Raw genomic sequence first — 25,775 nt, 5'->3', positions numbered from 1 at the left:
CAAACCATCCTCCCCGTCCATTCTAGCCTTTGATCGCGCCTTCCGTGATGCCTTGCATGATGTACTTCTGGAAGAACGCATAGAAGATGACGACCGGAATCGCCGTCAGCACCAGCGAAGACAGGATCAGCGACCAGTCGTTGTTGTACTCGCCGAACAGCATGCTCGTCGACAGAATGAGCGTGTACCGCTGCACGTCCGTCAGCATGAGCAGCGGTAGCAGGAAGTCGTTCCAGATCCAGAGCAGGTCCAGAATCGCGATCGTGACCGTAATCGGCAGGAGCAGCGGGAAAATGATCCGCGCGAACGTCTGCAGCTCGCCGCACCCGTCCATGCGCGCCGATTCCTCCAGCTCCCGCGGCACCGACTTGACGAACCCGTGATAGAGGAACACGGCCATGTTGACCCCGAGGCCGATGTAGATGAACGCCAGCCCCCAGGTCGTGCCCTGGAAACCGAGATTTTTGGCCATCCGGGTAAGCGGGATCATGATCGAGTGGAACGGCACGAGCATCGACGCGATGAACAGGAAGAAAATGAATTGGCTCAGCTTCCCCGGCGTGCGGGACAGCTTGTAGCCCGCCAGCGACGCGCAGACGATGATGCCGGCGATGCCGATCACCGTCACGACCACCGTGTTCAGCGCGCTTTGCAGCATGTTGATTTCGTGGAAGGCATTCGAGTAGTTTTCAAAGTGCAATTTCACCGGAAGCGTCAGCACCGATTTGAGCATCTCGCCCTGCGTCTTGAACGAGTTGACGACCGCCATGTAAATCGGAAACACCGCATACGCCGCGCAGACGGCCAGGAAGAGCGTGATCGCCAGATCGCCGTATTTTCGCCGTTTCACGCTTCCACCTCCCGTTTCTTCAGCACGCTGACCTGGATGACGGTAATGATCAGCACCATGAGGAACAGAATGATGGCCTTGGCGCTTGCATAACCGTAGCGGAAGTTGTTCGAGAACGCTTCTTCATAAATGTTGAGCGCCATGACCTGGGTGCTTCTGCCCGGTCCGCCGCCCGTCAGGCCGTACACGACTTCGAACACTTTGAATGCGCTGTTGAGCGTCATGAACAGGCAGATCGTGATCGCATGGGTGATCATCGGCAGCGTCACCTTGAAGAACGTCTGCAGCGGCGTCGCGCCGTCGATCATCGCCGCTTCCTTCACCTGCTCCGGCACGCCCTGCAGCCCGGCCATGTAAATGATCATCATATAGCCGACGCCGTTCCAGAGCGAGACGGCCAGAATGGAGAAGAACGAAAACTTCGGATCGCCGATCCACGACTGGTCCAGAAACGTAAGACCCGTTTTGACCGCAAGCTGGGGCAGCACCTGGGAGAAGACGAACGTCCACATGAAGGCGCTGATGATGACGCTGATCATGTTCGGCATGAAGAAGATGGTGCGGAAAAAGGTTTTCAGCTTTTTTCTCGATTCAATGAATACCGCGAACAGAAGGGCAAAAACGTTCTGCAATACCACCATGAAGAGAACATATTTCAGCGTGAACCGGATCGAGTCCGTGAAGTACCGGTCGTCCCGCAGCGCTTCGACAAAGTTGCCCAGGCCGACAAAACTGTAAGTGCGGTTCAACCCGTTCCAATCCGTAAGACTGTAATACATCCCTCCGAAAGTGGGAATCAGGAGGAACACCAGATAACAGATGAAGGCGGGCGCCACGAACAACAGCAGAGACACGGTGGATTGATATTTTTTGATCATCTTGAACGCTCACCTTTTCCGGGTGGTTTCGAGAAACAAAGACAGCGCGAGGCTGTCTTTATTTCCCTTATTCCGCTTGCGGGCCCAACCGCTTATTTGTTGATCTTGTTGAAATCCTTCCATGCTTTGTCCAGCGAGGAAATGACGTCATCCTGCTTGGCCTGGCCGGTGTAGTATGCCTGCAGCACTTTGCCGGACTCGTCCTTGACGGCCTGCGGGATGGACGGGTCCTGATAAGCCTTGCCGGCCTTCACAAATTCGGCTGCGTCGTTCACCCACGGATAGCTTTCGAACGTATGGTTCTTCGCCACCGGGTTGAACTTCAGGCTTTGATAGAACTCGTTCGTCACCTCGTCATCGAGGATGAAGTTGATGAAATCAAGCGCGACGTCCTTGTTCTTGCTTTCGGGCGACACGACGAACGTCGTCGACGTCGACAGGTTGATCATGGTCGCTTCCGGATTATCGTTGACCGGCAGCGGCGCGACGCCGATCTCGAAGTTCTCGTCGGCCGACAGAATCGTCTCCGCATGCCACGGCCCGTTCACCCACATGGCCGCCTTGCCTTCGGCGAATTGGGCCGAACCTTCGTCCGGACCGATCTCCATGGCGCGGTCGGTGCCATTGGCGTTGACCAGATCGATGATTTCGAACATGCCCTTCATTTCGGAGAACGAGCCGTTGTCCTGGTACATCCGGTCGATGAAGTCCTCGTTTTCCGAATTCGTCAGAGCGCCCACCGTCAGCGGCACGAACAGCTGCGGCATCCAGGCTTCCTTGTAGGTGAGCAGGAACGGCGTAATGTTGTTTTGCTTCAGAATTTCGATCGTTTCCTTCATTTCGCTGATCGTCGTCGGCGGCGTCAGGCCCAGATCGGCGAAAATTTTCTTGTTGTAGAGGTAGCCCCACATCAGCGTTTCCATCGGCACGCCGACCACTTTGCCGTCGATCGTGACGGACTCCTTCACGCTGTCGAGCAGCTTGTCGACGAACGGCTGATCCGACAAATCTTCCAGATAGCCCGCCTTGTAGAACGTCGGAATTTCGTTGATGGCATGGACGGTGAACACGTCCGGCGCATCGTTGGAAGCGAGGCGGGTTTTCAGAATTTGCGGCGCATTGTCGGCGTTGGGCATTTCAAGCTGGATTTTGACGTCGATGTTTTTCTCCGCTTTCTCTTTCTCGACGAACTTCTGGATGAAAGCGTCATACTCGTCCTTCAGACGGGGCTGCGGGATGAACAGCTTGAGCGTAACCTCGCGGGCCTTCTCGCCCTCTCCGCCCCCTTGCGACGATGAGGAAGAAGAATTGCCGTTGTCCGCATTGCTTCCTCCGCAAGCGGCCAGAAGCACGCTCATCAGAAGGAGCAGGCTTGCGACAACCAGGCTGCTTTTCTTCATTTCCGGTGACCTCCCTGTTTGATGTATGGTTGACTGCATGTTCCAGTATAGAAGCCGGAAGCGGTCACGTAATTCAAGAAAATTAACCGCTTTCATTGGACTTTGTTAACCTGGACGACGGCACCGGATTTGCGAATCTCGCCGGGCGTGACGCCGAATTGCTTCTTGAACAGACGGTAGAAATACGCGACGTCCTCGTATCCGACCAGCCCGGCCACCGCCTTGATCGGCAGGCTGTCCTCCGCAAGCAGCGACATCGCCCGTTCCATCCGCAGCTTCAGAATGTAATCGGTTACGTTCCACCCGGTCTCCTGCTTGAACGCCCGGCTCAAATATTCTTTGCTGACGAAAAAGCGCCTGGCGATGGATTCCAGCGCCAGCGGCTCCGCGTAGTTCTGCTCGATATACTGCCGGACATCGCGCAGGTTGATCTTGTTCCGATACTTGCGTTCTTCCTGCAGCTTGTCAAAGGCCTGCTCATAGAGCTCCCGCAGCGCATCGACGGTGGTGCGCCAATCGGCGGAAGCGGGATCCCAGCGGCGATTCGGCTCGCGGATCTCGAGCCCGTGCAGCACGATCGTCTCTTCCCACTGTTTCCACAATTCGTGATAGACGCGATGGATGAGCGCCCGCGAATGTTCATGATCCAGGAACTTCCGGTACAGCTCTTCGAACGCCCCGCGCAGCGCCTCCCGCTCCCCTTCGGTCAGCAGCGCGGCCATTCGCTTGGCGGCCGCGTCGATGGCGGCGACCGTCTCGCGGTCCAGGACGCCCGGCGTCTGCCACTCCAGCCGTGCGGCAATCTCTTCGCGGCATTTGCCCAGGGCCGTGTTCAACTCCTGCGGATCGATCGGTTTCAGCAAATATTCGTGCACCTTGCTGCGGATCGCCTGCCGGGTATAGACGAAATCGTCATACCCGCTGATGACGATGACTTTCGTGCCGCCGCAATGTTCATCCAGGTATTGCAGCAGCTGCACCCCGTCAACGCCGGGCATGTGCATGTCCGTAATGACCAGCTGCGGCTGATGGCAGCGGATGATCTCCATCGCCTTCCGCCCGTTGTCCGCTTCGCCGATGATCTCCATGCCGAACTCTTCCCAGCGGCCGAATTGCTTGATGACTTCCAGCGTCCAGGGTTCGTCATCGACCAGAAGTGTTTTGATCACCGTTCATCCCGCCCTTCCGTACTGTAAGGAATCGTGACCGTCACCGTTGTCCCTTCGCCCCGTAGGCTGTCGATCCAGACGCCGTACGGCGGTCCGAAATGCATCCGGATGCGCGCGTTCACATTCCGGAGTCCGATTCGCTCTTCGTTCTCCCATACCGGGTCATGGCTGGCCTGAAGCTGCCGCTGTAACTGCGACAATCGCTCCGGCGCAATGCCCGCTCCGTTGTCCCGCACCGTGATGACGACCGTCTCCCCGCTTCTTGCGCAGATGATCCGGACATGCCAGTCGTCGCCGATTTCCGCTTCAAGGCCGTATTTCACCGCATTTTCGACGATCGGCTGAAGCGACAGTTTCGGAATGGCGCAGCCTTCAAGCCCCGGTTCGACTTCGACGGTGAACCGCAGTTTGTTCGGAAAACGCCGCTCCTGGATATACATGAAGTTGCCGACATGCGCGAGCTCTTTGCCCAGCGTCGACAGATCCGACTCCCGGACGATATAGCGGAACATTTCGCTGAGCGCGCGGATGACCTGATAGATTTCATGCGGCGGTTTGGACATCGCCATGCCGCCGATCATCTGCAGCGTATTGTGCAGAAAGTGAGGATTGATCTGGGCCTGAAGCGCTTTCAACTGGGCCGTTTGCCGCTGCAGATTGAGCACATACTCCGTCGTGATATGATCCCGGAGCCGCTCGGTCATGCTGGCGAACTTCGCTTCCAGCATGCCGATCTCGTCAATTCTGGATTTGCCGGGGCGAAAATCCGCAGGCCCCGTCGGCGCCAGCACATTGAACCGCTGCATCGACTTGGCCAGCCGGACGATCGGCTTGGAGGTCTGCAAAGCGATGAAGACGGCCATGCCGGCGGACACGAGCACGGAGATGAGGCCGATGACCAGTCCATATTGGCCGGTCTTGTTGGCGCTTGCATTGATCAGACTGGCCGGCACGATCTTGACGACGAAAAGCGGCCACGAGGGAGCCGCGCTGTAGAACACGTAATATTCGCCGTGTTCGACGACGCCCGCTTCGCCCGTCGCTGCCGCGTCGCGAAGAATGCCGGCGAACGCGGCCGGTTCAAGATCCGCGTCGCCGTATCGGTAGAGCGGATTGCCTTCTCCGTCGGCAATGTACACCAGGCTCTCGTCCTCCGGATTGGCCATGTTCAGCACGCCGCCGAGCATGTCCCAGCGCACATCAAGCAGGATACCGCCCTGCTTGCTCCGGTCTTCGAACCGGTTGATCGTCCGCATCAGATAGAACCGGCCGGGCTGCGACGGATGGTTCACGATCTGCACGTCCAGCCGGTTCTCGAACATCTGCTGCCACGGTTCGGGGATCGACTCGGTGTTGGTGATGGCGAACTCCTGGTTGCTGACATAGAACAGTTTGTTCTTCGTCATCGTGTACAGCTCGATGCCGTGCAGACTGTCAATCTCCGAATACAGCGTGGAAGTAAGCAGATCCATCAGGGCACTCTGCGCCGAGAACTGCCGGCCGAGCGAATCGGAATCGAGCAGGTCGATATTGTCCACGTACGCGGGGCTGTAGAGGATGGAATAGATCAGATTGTTCAGCCGCCGCAGCCGTTCGTCCAAATATTCGCCGACCCAGGTCAGCCTGGAACGGTTGGACTGGATGATTTCCTCCTCCATCGAATCGTGGGCATTCCGCATGGCCAGCAGCGTGACCACGATGACCGGAATGGCCGCGATGAGTACCATGCCCAGCATCAGTTTGTTGCGTATGCTTTTCCTGAAAGGCTGCACCAGCCATCGGAACATGTTCCGCACCGCCTGTCTTTGCCGCATTCAGCCCCTTCATTATACGAGGATTTTCGACTCCGGTGGATACTCCTTTTTATGACTCGGCAGCGCTCAATTTCCGGTTCAGCCCGGCAATCCAGTCATCCAGCTGCCGCTCGGTCAGCTTGCCGCCGCTGAACGACACGAGATTGCGCAGCGGCAAATACCGGATGATCGCCTCGAACATGCCGCCCGCATCCTGCTCCGCGGCCCCGCCGAACGGATTGAACGCGTCCAGCAGCTGCCGCGCAGCCACGGTCCAGGGCTTCGCCTGTTTCACCGCCCCCTCGAAGCTCGCCAGATAGATTCCCCTCAGCGTCCGCTCGTCAAGGACAGCGTCGACCGACATCCGGCGATGCTCCTGGTTGTTGACGGCGAAATGCTTCAGCGAGGTGCCGACTCCCTGGCTCTGCACGCCGCGAATGTGGCTGGCCGCCATTTCGGAAGACAGGTAAGGATCCTCCGAGAAATATTCGAAATTGCGGCCGCACAGCGGGGAACTCTTCGCACATTCCCCCATCCTGGATATTAACTTCCAGTGTAGGGGAAAACCGGCGGCCGGTCATTTCATTAGATTAACCGCTTTCATTGGATAATGTTTACCTGATGCTTTGCGACGCACGCCGGTTCATTCAGCTCGCCGATGCATGCGCCCCCTGTCACGCCGTCACGACATCCCGAACCTTGAGTCCGCGGACGAACCAGGCGGCAAAGAGCACCCCGTACCCCGCATTCATCGTCCAGAACAGCGCCTCCTGCAGCGGATCAAGCGCATCCCGGCTCAGCACATGCATGCCGATCGTCAGCAGCGAGTACGGAAAACAGAGCCCCCATTTCGCCACATACAGCCCCAAGCCGATGAGCACCGCCGCCAGACTGAAACCGACGGGCACCGCGAAACTGCGAATCCGGAGCGACAAGCCGAGCTGCAAGGCGCTGATGGACAGGCAGGCGTACCATCCGCGCAAGGCCCACCCGATCGTCTCCGCCGGGAACGGCCCGGGCAGCGCAAGCAGCAGGCCCGCGATCCCGTACAGTCCCATGAACAGCGCCTGGACAAACAGGATCAGCAGCGAGGCGACGATCCATTTCGCCATGAAGACGGCGGCGACCGGCACGGGGGCGGTCATGACCAGGTTCCAGTTGCGGTTCAGATGCAATGCCGATCCGGGAATGCCGCAGTTTGAGCCATTCGGCCGACAAACTCTGTCTCATCGCACCCACTCCTCAAATTTCTTTCCGGGCAACATGCAGGTTGCCGAAGATGAAGAACAGGAGGGCTGTCCCCAGCGCCGCCATCGCGATTCCGCTGTTCCAGGGCTGTGCCGCGAACGTGCCCGCGGATTCGGCATACCGGTACGTCACCGGGGCGAGGTCCAGATAACAGGACCAGATCATCCACCGCCGGACGCCCGCCGGAAACAGCGGCGCGGTAAGCCCGATGAAGCTGCCGAGCATCCCCAGGCACAGCGCGAACGCCTGATTTTTGACGGCCATGGCGATCCATTGCTGAAGGGCCGCAACGGCGAGCGTCGCCAGCATCGTCCCGCCGATGAACCGGAGCAGCCATGGAGCGGGCAGCCCGCCCGGAAACCCCTGTGCCAGACCGTAGACCGCCATCACCGCCGCCTGCACCGCAATGGCGAGCAGCAGCAGGCTGCCTGCGCACCCGTATTTCGCCGCATACAGGCGTCCGCGGCCCACATTGAGCGCGGCGAGCAGCTTCCACGTGGAGCCTTTGTGCTCCATGTCGCACATCCGGGAGACGACGATGGCGGTGATGAGCGGCATGAACAGCCCGTTCAGGGAGGCGGTCATGAACAGGATCGACGCCCACACGGCCTGATCCGGATTGCGGGAGACGGACAGGCTGTTGGACATGCATGCCCACAGCATTTCCGCCGCGAGCAGGAGCAGGATCATGGGAACGATTTTCTTGCGACGAATTTTGTAATATTCGAGCTTGAGCACCCGCATCACAGGCTTCTCTCCCTTCCGGTCAGCTCCAGGAAAATATCCTCCAGACTGCGCCTGTGCTCCTCAATCCGGGTGACCGGAATGTCCCGGGCCACCAGCAGCCGGTTGATCTCCGCCACTTCCCGGTCCGCGAGCGGGCCGAACACGAGCCGGCCGCCGCTCAGGGCCGGGCGATACCCGTGGACGGCAAGCAGCCGTTCCGCCGCGGCATTATCCCCGGTATGGAACCGGATTTCGCCCGGCTTCGGGATCGCAGGCTGTCGAGACTGCCCTGGAACACCATCCGGCCTTCGTTGATGATGCCGACCGAAGTTGCGATCTGCTCGATTTCCGCCAGCAGGTGGCTGGACAGCAGCACCGTCATGCCGTAGCGCCCGGGGAGCGTCTTGATCAGTTCCCGGATTTCCTCCATCCCCGCAGGGTCCAGGCCGTTCGTCGGCTCGTCGAGGATGAGCAGCCGGGGAAACGCGAGCAGCGCCATGGCGATGCCCAGCCGCTGCTTCATGCCGAGCGAACAGGCTTCCGCTTTCTTGTCCCGGTGTTTCTCCAGCCGGACGATCCGCAGCGCTTCCTCCACATTGCGGTCCGGCAGGCCCCGCAGCCGTTGCACAACTCGCAAGTTCTCCAGACCCGTCAGATGGCCGTAGTACGAAGGCGACTCGATGAGCGAGCCCGTCTGCCGCAGAATCGTAGGACAACTCCGATCTCGGGGAAGAAGAGCGGCGGCAGGCCGGCATCATCCGGCGCCAGGGCGAGAAGCTGCGCTCCCTCGTCAGCGACCTGAACTTGGTCTCGATGCTGGAGTACGAGATGCAGCCGATCCGCCGGGAGCCCGTCCGTCTCTCGGCGATCGCGCGGCAGGCGGCCGCGGATATGCTGAACGGCGGACTCGATGAGCGGTATAAGATCGTGCTGCGGCTGGCCGATGAAGAGACACAGATCGACGGGGACAAAAGGCTGCTGCTCCGGGCGATCGCCAATCTCATGCAGAACAGCGTCCATCACAACCCGGAAGGCTGCCGCATCGCCATCGAGACATTCCTGTCCGAAGACCGGACCCTCTGCCGTCTCGTGGTTCGGGACGACGGGCGCGGCATCCCGCGGGAGCAGTTGGCGGAATTGACGGAGCTTCCGTATTCGTCCAAGCGGAAGCAGCCTCCCCGGCACGGGCACGGCCTGGGTCTGCCGATGGTCGCCCGAATCGCGAAGGCCCACCACGGCAGACTTCTGCTCGACAGCCCGGATGGGGGTGGCTTGACCGCGGCGATGGAATTTCCCGCGGAGGGGGCGTGAGGCCGGATGCGGCCGTCAGGGCGCCACGCCGATCCGGCCCCCGCTCGGCGCCAATAACGGCACGGCGTGCCGTTATTCACCCTGCGCCTGCCGTGCGCACAGGCAATAACGGCAAAATCTTCCGTTATTGGACGCAGTCAGGCCGATCCGGCCCCCGCTCGGCGCCAATAACGGCACGGCGTGCCGTTATTCGCCCTGCGCCTGCCGTGCGCACAGGCAATAACGGCAAATTATGCCGTTAATTGCCCGCATCCTTGCCTTCGGCAAGTCAACCGCCCGCTTCCGCTTCCCCGTTGATCGCCGACACCGCGATGGCTTCGATCCGGATTTCCCCGCCGGACAGGTGCCGCAGCTCGATCGTCCGGGACTCGCCCGGGAACAGGTCGAAGAAATTGTCCGAGCAGACGACTTCCTCCTGCGGAATATCGAGCATGACGAAGCGCGCGAGCCGGTCGGCCGTCACCGCGATCGTCCGCCTTTCGGCGGATCGCTCAACAGACAGCTGCGCCGGCGGGAAGCGGAGATCCTTGAAATCCCGCAGGTAATACACATTGTCCGGGAACCGGCCGCCGTGCGACCTGAGCCGGACGGCGACCGCATCCGGCGCGGCGCCGCCGAGCAGCTCTTCCTCGGCATATTCCGCGAGCTTCCGGGCTTCATTGGGCCCGACGGAAACCGCGACCGCTTCGGTCCGCACCACCCTGCCTTCAAACGTGACGACTTCCAGCACCAGCTCGTCTTCCACCGCCTCCTGTAAATCGTTGACCAGCCAGACGGCCAGCGGCTTGCCGGGATCGTGATCGATCGATGCCGCGACCGGAGCGAAAAATTTCCGCGCGTAGTAATAGGACGCTTTCGGCAGCAGACCGTAATCGATCAGCGACCAGCTCGTTCCCGGCCAGCAGTCGTTCAGTTGCCAGATGAGCGCGCCGGCGGTGAACGGCTTCCGGCGCCGGTAATGCTCGATGCCGTATTTCAGCCCTTCCGCCTGCGTCAGCATGGAGTAGCGGATGTACTGGTCCAGATCGCGGGGAACGCCGGTGTACCCTTCCATCAGCAGCATGCCTTTTTCATGGAAGATGTCCTTGTTGCGGTACGCCATCTCCTCGCTCTGCCAGTAAAACTCGCCTTCCGGAATGTACCGTTCGAGCGTATGGCGGTTGGACGAGGCGTGCATGCCGAATTCGTTGGAGAAGCGCGTGCGGTCCTTCTTGTAGTTTTTGAACGACACGCCTTCCACCGAAATATTCTGCAGCGCGGGTTCCCCGAACTTCCGCGGCTCCACGTTGCCGTGCCAGACCTGCCAGTTGTGGCGGTTGCCGACGTCCTCCGCGTTGTGGTCGTTGCCGCCGTAAGGGGTGCTCGGCCGGTAGACCCGGGTGGGGTCCAGCTCGTGCAGCAATTCCGGAATGAGCTCATGCCAGATTTTCCGCCCGTACAGCGGCGTGGTGATGCGGCCCGCCGTCTTTTCCCGCTCATAGAGCCAGTCGATCTCGTTGTTGCCGCACCAGAGGGCGATGCAGGTGTATTTCCGGAGGCGCCGGATCGCCTTGGCGGCCTCGTCGCACACGTTCGCCATGAAGTTGCGGTTGTAATCCGGGTACAGGGCGTTCGCGAACATGAAATCCTGCCAGACGAGGATGCCCAGCCTGTCGCATTCGCGGTAGAAAACATCCTTCTCGTAAATGCCGCCGCCCCAGACGCGCAACATATTCATTCCGGCATCCCGCGCCAGGGCGAGCAGCTTCTTGTAGCGTTCGTCCTCCGCCGCTCCGATGAAGCTGTGTACGGGAATCCAGTTGGCCCCCTTGGCGAAAACGCGGACCCCGTTCAGGCGGAAACAGAACAGGTTCTCCCCGCTCTCATGCCGCTCCTCCAACACAAGCTCCCGGATGCCGAAATCCTGTTCAACCCGGTCGAGGACATGGCCTTCGGCGTCTTTCAGCGCAACCGTCAGCCGGTACAGGAACGGTTCGCCCAGATCGTGCGTCCACCACAGCTTCGGCCGGTCCACTTCGAGGACGATCGTCGCCTTCTGTCCCGGCAGGCGGACGTCGGCAAAAAGCGACCGCCCGTCCGCCGTCAGGCCGGCGCATCCGGTGACGGACCGCCCGTCCCCCGTCAGGCTGACCTCCACGGTCAGCGGCTCCCCGCCGCACGGCCGGCGCAAAATCTCCGCGTCCACTTCCACGACCGCCCTGCCGTCCAATACGGCGGCTGTGCGGGGAAAGACGGAGAAGATCCGCGCCTTCCTCCATTTCCGCAGATGAACGTCCTTCCAGATGCCGACCGTCGCCAGGCGCGGCCCCCAGTCCCAGCCGAAGTTCATCGCGGCCTTCCGCACCCAGATCCGGTCTTTCTCGAATCCGCACCAATAGTTTTTCTCCTTGTCCCTGACCGGAAGATGCACCGGGTCGAACCGGACCGCCAGGACGTTGTCCCCTTCTCGCAGCAGTCCGGTGACGTCGAACGCGTGCTCCACCAGCATATTTTCCGTGCGGCCGAGTTCCAGACCGTTCAGGTAAACGGTCGCAAACGTATCGAGCCCTTCAAACAGCAGCTCGACGACCTCGTCGTCCTCCGGCTCCCCGTCCCAGGCGAATCGGGTCCGGTACCACCATTCCTTGTCCTCCACCCAGCGGCATTTCATGTCGTTGTGCCCGACGAACGGATCGTCGATCACTTTCTTTCGGACCAGGGTGGAGTGCACGTCTCCCGGAACCTTCGCGTCGAGCCAGAAATAATCGGTAAAATCGGGCGAGGCGATTTCCAGAGGCGCCCGGGTCCCCGGTTCAAACCACTGCAGCTTCCAATTGCCCGCCAGTTTCATTCCCATTCCCTCCGCGTTCCTCCGTTTGACGACTCGCATTCACACGCCGCCGGCATACCGCCGCAGCACCCGGTCGACGGCGGCCCCGTACGCTTCGCCGAACAGGATCAGGTGCACCAGCAGATGGTACAGTTGATAGATCGGTTTGCGCTCCTCGTATTCGGGGGCGACGGGGTACGCTTCCCGGTAGGCCGCGTAGAATCGGGCGGGAAAGCCACCGAACAGCTCCGAGAACGCCAGGTCGCACTCCCGGTCGCCGTAATAGACCGCCGGATCGATCAGCCAGGGACGCCCGTCCAAGCCGGCCAGCCAGTTGCCGCTCCACAGATCGCCGTGCAGCAGCGACGGGGCGGGCCGATCCGGCAGCCACCGGTCCAGACGCTCCATCAATCGGTACAACCTGTCCCTTCTGTGCTTCGGCAGCATCCCGCACTCATCCGCCAGCTTCGCCAGCGGCAGCAGGCGCGAGTCGCGGTAGAAGGCCGGCCAGGAGTCGGCCGGCGTGTTCACCTGCGGCAGCAGCCCGATGTAATTGTCCGTGCGCAGCCCGTACCGCCCGTCCGGGCTCGTCGTGCGGTGCTGCGCGGCGAGGCCGGCGCCGAGCGCCTCGATCGTCTCCGGGCGGGCCGGACCGGTCTCGATCCATTCCAGCACGAGCATGCCGCCCGCTTGTCCGGGGATCTCCCCGGCATAGAGCGGGTCCGGAACGGCGAGCGCCCCGGCCTGCCCGAGCAGCCTGAGCCCTTCCGCTTCCCGCTGAAACAAGCGCGCCGGCATGTCCCGGCGCACCTTCACGAAGAGCCGCCGCCGCTCCGTGTCGATGCGGTAAGACTCCCCGATATCGCCGCCCCTCGCCTCCCGGACGGTCACGATCCGCTCGCCCGCCATTCCGGGGACGGCCCGGGCGACGGCTGCCTGGAGTTCGTCATCATTCATCCGCGCATCCCTCCTGTCGCGCCTCTTCACGCCGTGCGGACGATGTCTGCGGCGTCTCGATGGCGTGGTGAAACGCAATGCACGCTTCGCCGGTTTCAGCATTGTACGCCCTGGCCGCCCCGCCCATCTTCGCCGCAAGCTGCCGCACGATGTAGAGCCCCAGCCCGGCATGGCCGCCTTTGCTGCCGCGGGCTTCCGCGCCGCGATAGAACCTGCGGAACAGGTTCTCCAGATCTTTCTTGCTGAACGGCGGCCCCGTATTGCAGATTTCATACTCGGCCCGGTCGGGGCGGACACGGACGGCGATCCGGATACGGCCGCCCGGAGGCGTATGCTCCAGACTGTTCGTCATCACATTGTCCAGTATCCGCTCCGCCATTTCCGCATCGAACCGGACCGGCGCATCGGCATCGCCGCGGATGTCCGCCTCGATGCGGATCCGGCGCTGCCGCGCCTCCAATTCATAGTGAGACAGCTTCTGCCTCAGGAACGGGCCGATCCGGACCTCGACCGGCCGGACTTGCAGGCCGGGGCCTTCCAGTTCGGCGATGTACAGCATCCGCCGGACGAGGGCGGAGCATTTCTCCGCATTCTCCCGGATAATGTCCAGGTATCGGGCCTGTTTCGCCGTGCGCGCCGCTTCGGGATCGTCCAGCAGCGCTTCCGCATAGCCGAGAATGAGCGACAGCGGCGTCTTCAGATCGTGGGCCAGCGCCTCGGTCATGCTGCGCCGCTCTTCCTCCATTCGCCACTGGGCGGACAGGGAGCGCTTCAGTTCGTCCTTCATCTCGGAGAACGCGGCGCTCAGCCGCCCAAGCTCATTGTCGGCGCGGTAATCGAGCTCGAAGTCGAGATTCTTGTTCTTGATCTGACGGGCGGCCGCCATCAGCATCTGCAGCGGCTTGTTCACGCGGGCGGCAAAACGTTTCGTGAAGAACAGAATCGCCAGCACGAAATAGATGAACGGCGTCGCGATCATGACGATAAGCAGCGCCGCGATCCAGTAGCGCCCGCTGTCGCTTGCCGGCGACACCTTCAGCTCATAGGCAAGCAGCACGGCGCCGGACAGCCCGTCCTGACCGCTCACGACGGGCACGGCCCGGACGAATCTACCCCTGGCCGGGAAGGTCGTGTTGAGCCGGCGGATCAAGTCTTCCGGCTGCGCGACGTAGGCCGCATCGCTCGAGCCGTACACCCGGTTCCCGGCCGCGTCGAACACCTGATAGTCCATGCCGTCCCGCGGAATGACCCGCTCCAGCCGTTCCCGGGCGGCCGGATCGATCAGCGCCCCGCCCTGCTCCCGGATGTACGCTTCAATGCCCGGTATTTGAGCCTCATAATAATTTGCGGGGTTAATCTTTTTGTACAGCAAATAACTGAACAGCCAGATCCCCGCCGCATACGTCACGATCGTCGCCAGCAGGCTGGAGACGACGATCAGCACGATGGTCAGCCGGATTTGCGATTTGAGCGGTTTGTCCTTCACGAGCGCGCGCTCCTTCAGCAGGCATTCAACGTTTGTTCCACTTGTAGCCGATCCCCCACACCGTGGCGATGTACTCCGTATCCGGGTCGACGGCTGCGAGCTTGGCGCGGATTTTTTTTACATGTTCGACGACGGTGGACGAATCGCCTTCCGCATCGAAGCCCCACACTTTCTCGTAAATTTGCTCGCGGGAGAACACCTGCCCGCTGTGCGTGGCGAGCAGTTCAACCAGGTCGTATTCCCGCCGGGTCAGCGGGACGGGCTTGCCGCCGATCGAGAGGGTCCGCTCTTTCAGATCCAGCCCCAGATCGCCGAAGTACAGCTTCGACCGCTTCCGCTCGGCGTTCAGATACTGGGCCCGCCGCTCCCGGCGCAGATTGGCTTCGATGCGCGCCATCAGTTCGCGCAGGCCGAACGGCTTCAGTACGTAATCGTCGCCGCCGAGGTTGAACGCGGCGATCCGGTCCATCTCCGACTGCTTGGCGCTCAGGAAAATGATCGGGCACATCACCTCGTCCCGGATCGCCCGGCACACCTCGTAACCGTTCAGATTCGGCATCATGATGTCGAGAATGATCAGATCCGGCTGCTTCCGGGCCTGCCGCACCCCTGCCTCGCCGTCGCTCGCGGTGAGCACCGTGTGCCCCCGCGCCTCCAGCTCCTCCCGCAGCAGGGAGACCAGGTCTTCTTCATCGTCGATGATCAAAATGCAGGCCATCCCCTCACCCCTCAACATCGAAAAAGCTTGCGTCCGTCCCCCATCATCAGTCTTCGCCGCGCCTCCCTTCCCATCGGCCGAACCACGCTGCGCCGCCCATCGCAAGTACGGCGAAGAGCAGCAGGGCCGGCAGCAGTCCGCGGGTCAACGCATCCGGCTCCGCCGGGATCTGCGCCAATCTGACCGGCCATGCCCACGGCACAAGCGGCCAGATCCGATCCCCGACGCCGGTTGCGCCGACGATCGCCGCCGTCAGCAGCCCGGCTCCTCCGATGCCGACGCTCGCGCCCCATCCGAGGGCGAGGCCGAGCCACTGGTGCAGCGCGATCTGCGGCAGCGCGCCGGCGAAGGCGAGCAGCGCGCCGCCATGGAACAGCCCGGCATCCGCCGCGGCAAGCCCGGGGATCAACCGCATGCCGAGCAGCAGCATCGTCGCCGCGCACAGCAGGCCGCCCGCGTTGATGAGCACAAGCAGCAGCAATCTGGCGGCATAGACGACCGGTCTGGATGCGGTGGAACCGAGCAGTGCGCTGTAATGCCCCGCATGTTCCTCCTGCAGGCTGAACAGTCCGGCCAGCGCTCCGATGGCCAGCGGGAACAGCACGGTCCAGACTTCGAGGAAAACGCCGGGCATCCGCTGCGCCGCGTTGACCGGCAATTGCGACATATACCAGAGGAAGAGCAGCGCGTACGCCGCGGGAGCGGTCATGACGGCCCAGCGGAGCGGCGTCCGCCTCGTCTTCATCCAATCCGCCCGCAACAGGCGCAGCATCGTCACGGCCGGCATGCTTCGATACGGTTTCCTTCGGCGCAGTTCCGTCATGGTCACCGCACCTCTCGGCCCGCGAACCAGCCGGCGGTCAGAGCGGAAGATGCGGCGAGAAACAGCAGCGATGCCGCGATGCCGAGCGGGATGGTAGAAGGCTCAAGCATCGGATCGCCCGGCTGAAGCGGCACGCCGTTCGGATGCACGCCGATGAGCGGCGCCATGAGCCGGGTCGGCCAGCTCCACGGCACGGCGATCCAGTACGGCTTGGCCGCCGCAAGCACGCCGGCCGGCATCGCCGCGATGCCGAGCGCAAGGCCCCCGAAGGCGCCGAAACGGGCCGCCGCAAACAGATGGATCGGAATAAGGCTGAGCGAGACCAGCCAGATCAGCAGACTGGCCGCCGCGATCTTCATCAGCGGAACGCTTCCGCCTGCCGTCAGGAGACCGGCCGCTGCGGCCGCGATGATCAGCACGACGGACGACAGCAACTGATAATAGCCTAGCACAACAATTTTGCTCAGCCAAAGCTTCCCGGGATTGATCGGGTTGGCGCGGAGGCTGCGGTAGTTCCCCGCTTTCTTCTCCCGGTTTTCCGCAAGCACGCAGAGCAGCGAAACCCCGATCGGGACGAACAGCACCGGCCACCAGTTGAAGATCATGGCGAGCAGCGCGCGCCAGGGCAGCATGGTCTGATCCGGCAGGTAGAAGCGGATGACGGCGCCGTACAGCGCGAAGAAGAGCGGTGCGGCCAGCGCAAGTTTCTTGGCGAAGCTGCGCTTGTATTTCAGCCGTTCGGCGGCAATCAGGTTCTTCATCTTGCGCCCGCCCTCCTGTCGGAGGCGCGGACGACTTCCATGAACAGCGCCTCCAGATCGGCGTTTTTGTCCAACGGTCCCTGATAGCGCAGTTTCCCGCCGCTGATGATGCCGATGTCGTCGACGATCTGCTCGACTTCGTTCAGCGCATGGCTCGACAGCAGCACGGTGATCCCCTGAGCCGGGAACGAGCGGATCAGTTCGCGCAGATCCTGGATGCCCACCGGATCGAGCCCGTTCGTCGGCTCATCGAGAATGAGCAGCCGGGGGCGCTTGAGCAGCGCGATCGCGATGCCGAGCCGCTGCTTCATGCCGAGCGAGAACTGCGAGGCGCGCTTCCGCCCGACGCCGGCCAGGCCGACCGTCTCCAGCGCTTCGTCGATGCGGCTGTCCGGCAGCCCGAGCATCAACGTGTGCACCTTGAGGTTCTCCCGCGCGGTCAGATTGCCGTACAGCGCCGGCGCTTCGATCAGCGCTCCGATCTGCGCGAGGCTCTTTCGGCTCCACGGTTCGCCGCCGAACAGGATCCGTCCGCCGGTCGGGCGGAGCAATCCCGCGATCATCTTGAGAACCGTCGTCTTGCCGGCGCCGTTCGGTCCGAGCAGACCGTAGACGGTGCCTTCGCGCACGGCGAGCGACACTTCGTCGACGACGGTCGCGCGCCCGAACCGCTTGCTGACGCGGTCGGTTTGCAATACATGGGTCATGTTTCTCATCCCTTTGCTTCATTCATGTAGTTTGCCTGCCATGTCTGAAGCGTATCAGGGAAAAATAAAGAAACGATAAAGCGCGCCTCGCAAAACGCCCGCCAATCAAAAACAACCGCCCCGGAATGCCGCATGAAGCGGCATCCCGAAGCGGTTGCCCGTTCGTTGTCACGGCGGCGCCGCATCACGAGGCTGCGGATACCCGCCGGTTCAATTCCGCGATCAGTTTGTCCAGATCCGACCCGTCCGGATTGAACCGGACGATGTTGCGCAGCGGCATGTACTTCAGGAACGCCTGGAACATCGCCGCGACTTCTTCATTCTGAGACTGAGCCGCCTGGCCGAACGGCGAATGCTTCTGCAGCAGCTCTTTCACGAACGGCGCCGTCCGCTCGTCCGCCAGCAGATCGCCGATCAGCGTGTTGCGGTGAATCTCCCAGGACAGGGACACGGTCGATTCGACATACAGGGTCGCCTCCAGCCGGATGTCCCGGGACGAAGCGCCCACGAGGATGTCGAACTCGCCGCTCTCCACCCGCCAATCGTGGATCTTCGGCTCCCAATAGGCGAACGCGCGCTTGTCCAGACGGAACGTCACCGTCTTCCGCTCGCCCGGCTGCAGCTCCACCTTCGCGAAGCCCTTCAGCTCCTTCACCGGCCGGATGACCGTGCTCTCCCGGTCGCGGACATACAGCTGCACGACTTCCTTGCCCGCCCGCTGTCCGGTGTTCGCGATCGTGACGCGCACTTCCGCCGTCTCGTCATCCTTCATCCGCTCCCGGTCGATCTCGATCTTCTCGTAGGCGAACGTCGTGTAGCTGAGACCGTGGCCGAACGGGAACAGCACCTCCATCTCCTTCGCGTCGTAGTACCGGTAGCCGACGAACAGCCCTTCGCGGTATTCGACGCGGTCTCCCTCGCCGGGGAAGTTCAGATGCGAGGGGTTGTCGGACAGCTTCTTCGGGAACGTCTCCGCCAGCTTGCCCGACGGGTTGACGTCGCCGAACAGCACGTCGGCCACCGCGCCGCCCATTGCCTGGCCGCCCAGGTAGGCTTCCAGCACCGCCTTCACGCTGTCGAGCCACGGCATTTCCACCGGCGAGCCGTTCGCCAGCACGACGATCACCCGTTTCTGGACGCCGGTCACCGCCTCGATCAGACGCTGCTGGTTGTCCGGCATCCGCAGGTGGGTGCGGTCGAACCCTTCCGACTCCCAGCTCTCCGGCAGGCCGGCGAAAATCACGGCCGCGTCGGCCGATGCGGCCGCCTGCAGCGCCTCCTCCACCAGCCCGTCGTCCGCCGCGTCCCGCGCCAGCGCGTACCCTTGCGCGTAGACGACTTCGGCGTCGCCCACCGAACGGCGGATCTCTTCAAGCGGATGGTCCAGCCGCGTCGGATTGACGTGCGAACTGCCGCCGCCCTGGTAGCGCGGCTTCACCGCCAGCTCCCCGATCACCGCGATCCGGCCGGACTTCGCCAGCGGCAGCGCGCCGTCCTCGTTGCGCAGCAGCACCATGCTCTCGCCGGCCGCCTTGCGCGCCAGCCGGTGATGCGCGTCGGCATCGTAGGTCGCGCCCGGCTTCCGGCTGTCGGCCGCCCGCAGAATGATCGCCAGCAGCCGTTCGACCGCCGCATCCAGCGCCGCTTCCGGCAACGCGCCGCTCCGCACCGCTTCCACGACTTTCTTGTCGTTGATGCCCCCACTTCCCGGCATCTCCAGCTCCAGCCCGGCGGCGACGCCCGCCGCCCGGTCGTTGACGGCTCCCCAGTCGGAGACGACGAAGCCTTCGTGGCCCCATTCTTCCTTCAGAATCGTCGTCAGCAGCTCCGGATGCTCGGAAGCGTAGGTGCCGTTCACCTTGTTGTACGAGCACATGACCGTCCACGGCTGCGCCTGCCTGACCGCGCCCTCGAAGCTGGCCAGGTAAATTTCGCGCAGCGTCCGCTCGTCCACGACCGCGTCGACCGACATTCGGCGGTGCTCCTGGTTGTTCGCCGCGTAGTGCTTGAGCGACGTGCCGACGCCCTGGCTTTGCACGCCGAGGATGTGATTCGCCGCCATTTCCGACGACAGGTACGGGTCTTCCGAGAAATATTCGAAGTTGCGGCCGCACAGCGGCGAGCGCTTGATGTTCGCGCCCGGTCCGAGCAGAATCGCCAGATCTTCGGCCTGGCACTCCTCGCCGAGCGCCTCGCCGACCTGCCGGATGAGGTCGCGGTCCCACGAACTGGCGAGGGCGGCGGCCGTCGGGAAGCAGGTGGCGGGCACGCTGTCGAACAATCCCAGGTTGTCGGCGTCGGCCCGCTGCTTCCGCAGCCCGTGCGGCCCGTCGGTCATCATGATGGACGGAATGCCGAGACGCTCGATCGGCTTGGTCGTCCAGAAGTCCCGTCCGGACAGCAGCGACGCCTTCTCCTCCAATGTCATTTGCCGCACAAGTTCGCGGACATCCCTTGTCTTCAACTCATGGTCCCTCCCGCATGCTGGCCGTCGCGACGTCAAATGGCCAGATTCCATTCTTCGTGAATCTTGGGCACGTCGGAAATCAACTGCTTCGTGTACGGATGTTGCGGATTGAGGATCACTTCATCGGCGGGACCGCTCTCGACGAACTGGCCTTTCTCCATGATGTAGATCGTGTCGCTGACGTAATAGGCGAGCCCGACATCGTGCGTGATGAAGATGATCGTCATGTTATTCGCTTCCCGCAGTTTGAGCAGCATATCGAGAATGGTCGACCGCGAGCAGGCGTCGATCATGGACGTCGGTTCGTCGGCGATCAGAATTTTCGGATGGAGCATGAAGATTCGCGCGATCATGAGCCGCTGCATCTGTCCGCCGGAAAGTTCGAACGGATATTTGTTGTGCAGTTCCTCGAACTTCAGATTGACGAACGAGCAGGCGTCTTTCATCATCTCGAGCTGTTTTTCTTCCGACAGCTTGAGTCCCTGCAGCTTGATGCAATCCCGAAGCAGCCTCTCCACTTTGTAGAAGACATTGAACGACGAGAACGGGTCCTGGAAGATCGCCTGGATGTCTTTCCAGTACTTTTTCCGGTCCGCGTGGCTCTTGAGGCTTCTGGGCTGGCCCTTGTACAGAATTTCGCCGCTTGTTTCGCTCAGCAGCCCCAGCAGCATTTTCGCGAGGGTCGTCTTGCCGCTGCCGCTTTCGCCGACGATCGAGACGATCTCGCCTTCATGGAAATCGAAACTGACGTCGTGGACGGCCGTTTTTTTGTTCTTCCCGTATCCGAACACCTTCGTCACGTTCTTGCCGCTGAGCAGCACATCAGGCCTCTTCATTCGCATACCACTCCTTCAGCGTGCCGGGGTCGACGTGGCAACGGTACACGCGATTGCCCGACGTCCGGTTTTCGATCTTCCCCTGCCGGCACGCGTCCGTCGTGTACAGGCACCGGTCCGCGAACCGGCAACCGACGATCTTGTGTTTCAGATTCGGCGGCGCGCCGGGAATGGCGGCCAGCTTCTGGGCCTTCATGCCGTGCTCCGGCACGATGATCGAGCCCATCAGACGCTTCGTGTAGGGATGAAGCGGATCGAAGACGATCTGCTGCGACGTGCCCCGCTCCACGATCTCGCCGGCGTACATGACCATGATCTCGTCGGCGACATGATAGAGAAGCGGCAGCTCGTGGGTGATGAAAATCATCGACTTGATGAATTGCTTCGCCAGCAAATCCTTGAGCAGTTTGATGACCGCCTTCTGGGACGTGACATCCAGCGCCGAAGTCGGTTCGTCCGCGATCAGGACGGTCGGATTGAGAATCGTGGAGATGGCGATGACCGTCCGCTGCTTCATCCCGCCCGACAGCTCGTTCGGGAAGGAATCCAGAACCTTCGGCGACAGGTTCAGCGTTTCGAAACGTTCGGTCGCCAGCTCCCGGACCTGACGTTTGTCGAGTTCCGGACGATGCTCCTTCATGATGTCTTCGATGAAATGAATGATCTTCATCGTCGGATTGAGCGCGTTCATCGCCGCCTGCGGGATATAGGCGATTTTCCGTCCCAGAATCTGCTTCCTCAGCTGCTCCTTGCTCAGCTTCATGATGTCGGTGTCGCCGATGATGATGGAGCCGCTGTCATAATGGAGCGGCGGGAAGTAGAACCCCATGAGGCTGATGGACAGCGTCGATTTTCCGCAGCCCGATTCGCCGGCGATGCCGAGCGTTTTTCCTTCTTCCAGCGTGAAGCTGACGCCGTCCACGGCAAAAACCTTTTCCTTCAGGCGGGTTCTGTAATAGGTCTTCAAATCCCGGACTTCCAGAACCGTGTTTCCGGCAGCGGAAACCTCGCCCCGGGCAATTTCCAGCGTGTTCGGTTCCATGGGCTAGCTCCTTATCTTCGGATTGAAAATTTCATCCATTCCCGTATTGATCAGGAACAGCGCGAACGTGATCACGGCGATGACGAGCGCGGGCGGAATGAAGGCCCACCAGGCTCCGGATACCGGCGCCGCAAAGATGAGCGCCCAGTTCATCATGGTGCCGAGCGAAATGGTGTCGTACGGTCCGAGCCCCAGCATCGAGATCGACGCTTCGGCCAGAATGCCGGACGCGACCTGGAGAATGAACGCCATGAACACATAAGAAGCGATATACGGCAGGATCTCGAACACGATGATTCGGAATGTGCTGTGGCCGGAAATCTTGGCGAGATTGACGTGGTCGCGGTTGCGCAGCGACACCGTCTGCGCCCGGACCGCCCGCGCCGTCCACGGCCAGCTGGTGAGCCCGATGATGAGCGCCACGATGAACGCGCTGCGGGAATCAATGCTGACGGAGATGAGGATCAGGATCACGAACGACGGGATGACGATGAACATGTTCGTCAGGGCCGTCAGGACGTTGTCAACCCATCTCCCGACATAACCCGAAGCGAGGCCGATGACGAGTCCGATCGCGGTGGCGATCAATCCGGCGATCAGGCCGATCTCGACGGAAGTCCGGATGCCGTATACGAGTTCCAGGAACAGATCCCGGCCGAAGTTGTCGGATCCCAGCCACAGTTCGGAGCTGGGCGGCTGGAAGGCGAGCGCCTTCATCTCGAACGGGTCTGCCCGATTAATGAGCGGGTAGATCAGCACGAACGCGGTCATGAGCAACGTGATGATCGCGCCGATCAGGAATTTGGGCGATCGCAGCAAAATACGGACTGTGCTTCCCATCTCAACCTTCCTCCATTTGGGCAGCCTTGATTCGCGGATCGACGATGCCGTAGATGATCTCGACCGTGAAGTTGGCCAGCAGCACGGTGACCGCGATCAGCAGGGTGCACCCGGAGATGAGCGGGTAATCCAGCTGGCGAATGGCGGTGAACAGCCACGTGCCGATGCCCGGATAACTGAAGACGATTTCGCAGATGAGCGAACCGCCGATCATCGTGCCGAGCGACAGGGCGAGCCCCGTAATCTGGGGCAGCATGGCGTTCCTGAAGACGTACCGGGCGACGCGGGAATCCCGAATGCCGAGCAGCTTGCTGTACAGCACGTAATCGGAGTTCAGCTCGTAAATGGCCATCTCCCGCATGCCGATCGCCTGACCGCCGATCGTCACGAGCACGATGGACAGGAATGGCAGCGTATGGTGCCGGATGACCGACCAGATGAATTCCAGGCTGAGATTCGGGACCATCTGATAATCATAGCCGCCGGAAATCGGGAACCACTTCAGCGTGATGCCGAACAGGTACAGCATCATGATGGCCAGCGTAAAGAACGGAATCGAGTTGATGAACAGCGCGACCGGGAACAGGACCTTGTCGAATACGCCCTTGCGGTACGCCGCCACGGCGCCGAGCACGTTGCCGAGGATCCAGCCGACCAGGATGGCCGGAAGCTGGAGTCCGACCGTCCAGGGGACGGCGGACCCCAGAATATCCGACACCTTGCGGGGATACAGTCCGAACGAAGTGCCCAGATCGCCTGTAAGCAGGTTTTTCAGATAGATGCCGAACTGGACGATAAGCGGTTTGTCGATCCCGAACTCTCGCGCGAAGTTCTCGTACACGCGCTTGATCGAGTCGCTGTCGGTCATGCCCTGCGATACCTGGGAAGCGATCGTGCTGACCGGGTTGCCTTCGATGAGCCTTGGCAGCAGGAAGTTGAGCATGAGCGCGACGATCAGGGTCGCCAGATACCATCCCGCTTTCTTGACGAAATATTTCGTATAGGCATTCAAAACGTCTATACCCCCGCGTTCAAGTGTGAATTGGCATCAAGCGTTCATTGGCTCGAGATTTGATACAGCGCCTTGACGCCGGCTCCGTCCATTGCGATTTGCGGCGGAATGTTGCTGCCGTCGCCATCGACCGGGAAGCCTTTCCACACCGATTCGTTGACCGTGTAGAAGACCCACGGACGATACATGAGCGGGACGGAAGGAACGTCCTTCAGCCAGATTTGCGTCAGTTCGGTGTACAGCGCCTTGGCTTCGGCATCGGACACCGTCGGAATCTTCTCGATGATTTCGTCCGCCCGTTCGTTCTTGTAGCGGCCCCAGTTCCAGAACGCCATTTCGCCGATCGGCGCGACGCCCTTCGAGTACATGATCGTGCGCGCGCGGCTCCACGGGTTGGCGGGCGTCACGTTGCCTGCGGGCGTGTTCATGATGATGTCGAACTTGCCGGTCTGCAGGTCGTTCGTCCACACCGGAGCTTCGGGGAACTTCGTCCGGATTTCGATGCCGATCGCCTTCGCGCTTTGCGCGACGATCTCCAGGGCGGCGTTCCAGTCGGACCAGCCGTACGGACATTCGATTTCATACGGCCCGAGGCGGACGCCGTTCAGGACGCGGATGCCGTCTTTGCCCCTCTCGGCGCCGATGCTGTCGAGCAGCTTGTTCGCGGCGTCGACGTCGGTCGTCCATTGCAGCGGCTTGATCGCGTCTTGGTCGATAAACTTGTTTTCCGCCGGCGTGTCGAGCAGCAGGGACGGCTTCATCGGAGCGGAATAGCCGCTCATCGCCAGCTCCGCGATCTTCGCATAGTCGATCGCCATCGCGATGGCTCTCCGGACGTCCGGATTGTCGAGACCCGGAACCGTCGTGTTGAAGAAGATGGACGGCATCGATCCGGGCAGATAGTACGGCGCTTCGCTCAGATACGTCTTGATCGGCGCTCCGTCTTCCCACATCTTCCACACTTGCGGAATGAATTGCTGCGACACGTCCACCTCGCCGTTCTTGAAGGCCAGATCGCCGGCCGCGTTGTCCTTGTAGATGTTGTGGGTGATGTATTTCGGAGCGGGAAGCTTGCCGAACAGGACTTGCCCCCAGTAATTGTCGTCGCGGATGAGCGTAATCTTCTGGTCATTATAGAAATAAAGCTTGTACGGTCCGGTGCCGACCGGATTGTCGTTGGGCTCTCTGCGGATGGCCGCGAGATCGTAGCCCGCTTTCTCCTCGATGGCTTCCCAGATGTGCTTCGGCAACATCGGGATGAGTTCGATGCTCTCCAGCACGACCAGTCTGTTCGGGTTGTCCGGTTTCATCTTGATCGTGACCGTGTGAGCGTCTTCGGCCACGACATCCTGGATGTAATCCCAATAGCTGGTCCAGTTGATTTCATAGCGTTGACCGAGCTTGTAGGTGTACACCACGTCTTCCGAGGTGAACGGCGTGCCGTCGTTCCACTTCGCTTCCGGGTGCAGTTCGATCTTCAGCGTCAGATCGTCCACCCAGTTGTAGGAAGTGCCCAGCAACGGCTCCAGGTTGCCGTCGAGCATGTTGATCATGAACAGCGTCTCATACACCAGTTCCCGCGAGTTCCCGTAGTTGATCGGGAAGGCCGGGTTGCCGCTCAGCAGGTTGAAGTTGGTCGGCGCGCCCCACTGCAAACCGTTGATGTACAGCGTTTCGTTCCGGGGCGTTTCTCCCGACCCCGACGCGCCGCCCGAAGATCCTCCGGAATCGCTGGAGCCGGAATCGGACGAGGATCCGCCGGACGAGGACGTGCTGCCCGTTTGCGTATTCTGCGTCGATCCGGGAGATGACGACTTCGAGCATGCGGCAAGCAGCGAGAAGATCATCACCAGACAGACGAACAGAATCGAAGCCTTTTTCAGCCTCATTGCTTTCATCTCCCCCTCTGGTTGTAGTTTCGCGTTTTGTCCCCCGCGGAGGT

20 protein-coding genes and 3 pseudogenes are annotated in these 25,775 nt (G+C 61.5%); 1 reads left to right on the top strand and 22 read right to left on the bottom strand.

Annotated features, from left to right (window positions below):
• Positions 1–22: 22 nt before the first annotated feature.
• The 9 genes and pseudogenes from THECO_RS02245 to THECO_RS02205 all read right to left on the bottom strand — a co-directional run.
• Positions 23–850, bottom strand: a complete 828-nt coding sequence (locus THECO_RS02245) for a carbohydrate ABC transporter permease (RefSeq protein ID WP_015253441.1) — start codon at positions 848–850, stop codon at positions 23–25.
• Entirely contained in the window at positions 847–1,728 is an 882-nt protein-coding gene (locus THECO_RS02240; protein WP_015253440.1) for a carbohydrate ABC transporter permease, read from the bottom strand. The genes THECO_RS02245 and THECO_RS02240 overlap by 4 nt, the downstream gene beginning before the upstream one ends.
• A gap of 92 nt (positions 1,729–1,820) precedes the next feature.
• Positions 1,821–3,128, bottom strand: a complete 1,308-nt coding sequence (locus THECO_RS02235) for an ABC transporter substrate-binding protein (protein WP_015253439.1) — start codon at positions 3,126–3,128, stop codon at positions 1,821–1,823.
• Between the two features lie 92 nt (positions 3,129–3,220).
• Positions 3,221–4,297 (bottom strand): response regulator transcription factor, encoded by a 1,077-nt coding sequence (locus THECO_RS02230; protein WP_015253438.1) that lies wholly within the window; start codon positions 4,295–4,297, stop codon positions 3,221–3,223.
• Entirely contained in the window at positions 4,294–6,084 is a 1,791-nt protein-coding gene (locus tag THECO_RS02225) for a sensor histidine kinase (RefSeq protein WP_015253437.1), read from the bottom strand. The genes THECO_RS02230 and THECO_RS02225 overlap by 4 nt, the downstream gene beginning before the upstream one ends.
• Positions 6,085–6,358: 274 nt before the next feature.
• Positions 6,359–6,622 (bottom strand): annotated as a pseudogene (locus THECO_RS20915) (glycoside hydrolase family 3 N-terminal domain-containing protein); the annotation flags it as partial.
• 142 nt (positions 6,623–6,764) lie between these two features.
• The gene (locus THECO_RS02215; protein ID WP_015253436.1) at positions 6,765–7,265 is read right to left on the bottom strand and encodes an ABC transporter permease; all 501 of its coding nucleotides are present in this window, start codon (positions 7,263–7,265) and stop codon (positions 6,765–6,767) included.
• A 67-nt stretch (positions 7,266–7,332) separates the two neighbouring features.
• Positions 7,333–8,085, bottom strand: coding sequence for an ABC transporter permease (locus THECO_RS02210; RefSeq protein WP_015253435.1), 753 nt, complete (start codon positions 8,083–8,085; stop codon positions 7,333–7,335).
• Positions 8,082–8,773: pseudogene (locus THECO_RS02205) on the bottom strand (ATP-binding cassette domain-containing protein); the annotation flags it as partial. The pseudogene THECO_RS02205 and the gene THECO_RS02210, both read right to left, overlap by 4 nt.
• A 2-nt stretch (positions 8,774–8,775) precedes the next feature.
• Between THECO_RS02205 and THECO_RS02200 the strand changes: the two are divergent.
• Positions 8,776–9,375 (top strand): annotated as a pseudogene (locus tag THECO_RS02200) (sensor histidine kinase); the annotation flags it as partial.
• Between the two features lie 268 nt (positions 9,376–9,643).
• Here THECO_RS02200 and THECO_RS02195 read toward each other — a convergent pair.
• From THECO_RS02195 to THECO_RS02135, 13 genes are all read right to left on the bottom strand, one after another.
• Entirely contained in the window at positions 9,644–12,205 is a 2,562-nt protein-coding gene (locus THECO_RS02195; protein ID WP_015253434.1) for a beta-mannosidase, read from the bottom strand.
• A gap of 39 nt (positions 12,206–12,244) precedes the next feature.
• Positions 12,245–13,141 (bottom strand): fructosamine kinase family protein, encoded by an 897-nt coding sequence (locus THECO_RS02190; RefSeq protein ID WP_015253433.1) that lies wholly within the window; start codon positions 13,139–13,141, stop codon positions 12,245–12,247.
• A complete protein-coding gene (locus THECO_RS02185) occupies positions 13,134–14,627 on the bottom strand; it encodes a sensor histidine kinase (RefSeq protein WP_015253432.1) in 1,494 nt (497 codons plus the stop codon). The genes THECO_RS02190 and THECO_RS02185 overlap by 8 nt, the downstream gene beginning before the upstream one ends.
• Positions 14,628–14,652: 25 nt before the next feature.
• Positions 14,653–15,345, bottom strand: a complete 693-nt coding sequence (locus THECO_RS02180; protein ID WP_015253431.1) for a response regulator transcription factor — start codon at positions 15,343–15,345, stop codon at positions 14,653–14,655.
• Between the two features lie 46 nt (positions 15,346–15,391).
• On the bottom strand, positions 15,392–16,168 hold the full coding sequence (locus THECO_RS02175; protein ID WP_015253430.1) for a lantibiotic immunity ABC transporter MutG family permease subunit: 777 nt from the start codon (positions 16,166–16,168) through the stop codon (positions 15,392–15,394).
• Positions 16,169–16,170: 2 nt separating this feature from the next.
• On the bottom strand, positions 16,171–16,929 hold the full coding sequence (locus tag THECO_RS02170) for a lantibiotic immunity ABC transporter MutE/EpiE family permease subunit (protein ID WP_015253429.1): 759 nt from the start codon (positions 16,927–16,929) through the stop codon (positions 16,171–16,173).
• On the bottom strand, positions 16,926–17,636 hold the full coding sequence (locus THECO_RS02165; RefSeq protein WP_015253428.1) for a lantibiotic protection ABC transporter ATP-binding protein: 711 nt from the start codon (positions 17,634–17,636) through the stop codon (positions 16,926–16,928). The genes THECO_RS02170 and THECO_RS02165 overlap by 4 nt, the downstream gene beginning before the upstream one ends.
• Positions 17,637–17,820: 184 nt before the next feature.
• Positions 17,821–20,064: a beta-glucosidase gene (locus tag THECO_RS02160; protein ID WP_041854078.1), complete on the bottom strand. Its 2,244-nt coding sequence runs from the start codon at positions 20,062–20,064 to the stop codon at positions 17,821–17,823.
• Between the two features lie 71 nt (positions 20,065–20,135).
• Positions 20,136–20,939 (bottom strand): ABC transporter ATP-binding protein, encoded by an 804-nt coding sequence (locus THECO_RS02155; RefSeq protein WP_015253426.1) that lies wholly within the window; start codon positions 20,937–20,939, stop codon positions 20,136–20,138.
• Positions 20,926–21,981, bottom strand: coding sequence for an ABC transporter ATP-binding protein (locus THECO_RS02150; RefSeq protein ID WP_015253425.1), 1,056 nt, complete (start codon positions 21,979–21,981; stop codon positions 20,926–20,928). The genes THECO_RS02155 and THECO_RS02150 overlap by 14 nt, the downstream gene beginning before the upstream one ends.
• Positions 21,982–21,984: 3 nt before the next feature.
• Positions 21,985–22,821, bottom strand: a complete 837-nt coding sequence (locus THECO_RS02145) for an ABC transporter permease (RefSeq protein ID WP_015253424.1) — start codon at positions 22,819–22,821, stop codon at positions 21,985–21,987.
• Position 22,822: 1 nt separating this feature from the next.
• Complete coding sequence (locus THECO_RS02140) at positions 22,823–23,833, bottom strand: ABC transporter permease (protein WP_015253423.1); 1,011 nt, start codon at positions 23,831–23,833, stop codon at positions 22,823–22,825.
• Between the two features lie 44 nt (positions 23,834–23,877).
• Complete coding sequence (locus THECO_RS02135; RefSeq protein ID WP_015253422.1) at positions 23,878–25,722, bottom strand: ABC transporter substrate-binding protein; 1,845 nt, start codon at positions 25,720–25,722, stop codon at positions 23,878–23,880.
• Positions 25,723–25,775 lie beyond the last annotated feature (53 nt).

The sequence above is a fragment of the Thermobacillus composti KWC4 genome (assembly GCF_000227705.2).
Taxonomy (GTDB): Bacteria; Bacillota; Bacilli; order Paenibacillales; family Paenibacillaceae; genus Thermobacillus; species Thermobacillus xylanilyticus.
The sequence above is the reverse complement of the archived record's forward strand: the minus strand, read 5'-3'. Positions and strand labels throughout refer to the sequence as shown.

Coding starts and splice junctions, on each gene's coding strand:
- THECO_RS02240 (WP_015253440.1), bottom strand. CDS start 1,728: ATGATCAAAAAATATCAATCCACCGTGTCTCTGCTGTTGTTCGTGGCG.
- THECO_RS02235 (WP_015253439.1), bottom strand. CDS start 3,128: ATGAAGAAAAGCAGCCTGGTTGTCGCAAGCCTGCTCCTTCTGATGAGC.
- THECO_RS02225 (WP_015253437.1), bottom strand. CDS start 6,084: ATGTTCCGATGGCTGGTGCAGCCTTTCAGGAAAAGCATACGCAACAAA.
- THECO_RS02195 (WP_015253434.1), bottom strand. CDS start 12,205: ATGAAACTGGCGGGCAATTGGAAGCTGCAGTGGTTTGAACCGGGGACC.
- THECO_RS02190 (WP_015253433.1), bottom strand. CDS start 13,141: ATGAATGATGACGAACTCCAGGCAGCCGTCGCCCGGGCCGTCCCCGGA.
- THECO_RS02180 (WP_015253431.1), bottom strand. CDS start 15,345: ATGGCCTGCATTTTGATCATCGACGATGAAGAAGACCTGGTCTCCCTG.
- THECO_RS02175 (WP_015253430.1), bottom strand. CDS start 16,168: ATGACGGAACTGCGCCGAAGGAAACCGTATCGAAGCATGCCGGCCGTG.
- THECO_RS02170 (WP_015253429.1), bottom strand. CDS start 16,929: ATGAAGAACCTGATTGCCGCCGAACGGCTGAAATACAAGCGCAGCTTC.
- THECO_RS02165 (WP_015253428.1), bottom strand. CDS start 17,636: ATGACCCATGTATTGCAAACCGACCGCGTCAGCAAGCGGTTCGGGCGC.
- THECO_RS02160 (WP_041854078.1), bottom strand. CDS start 20,064: ATGACATTGGAGGAGAAGGCGTCGCTGCTGTCCGGACGGGACTTCTGG.
- THECO_RS02155 (WP_015253426.1), bottom strand. CDS start 20,939: ATGAAGAGGCCTGATGTGCTGCTCAGCGGCAAGAACGTGACGAAGGTG.
- THECO_RS02150 (WP_015253425.1), bottom strand. CDS start 21,981: ATGGAACCGAACACGCTGGAAATTGCCCGGGGCGAGGTTTCCGCTGCC.
- THECO_RS02145 (WP_015253424.1), bottom strand. CDS start 22,821: ATGGGAAGCACAGTCCGTATTTTGCTGCGATCGCCCAAATTCCTGATC.
- THECO_RS02135 (WP_015253422.1), bottom strand. CDS start 25,722: ATGAGGCTGAAAAAGGCTTCGATTCTGTTCGTCTGTCTGGTGATGATC.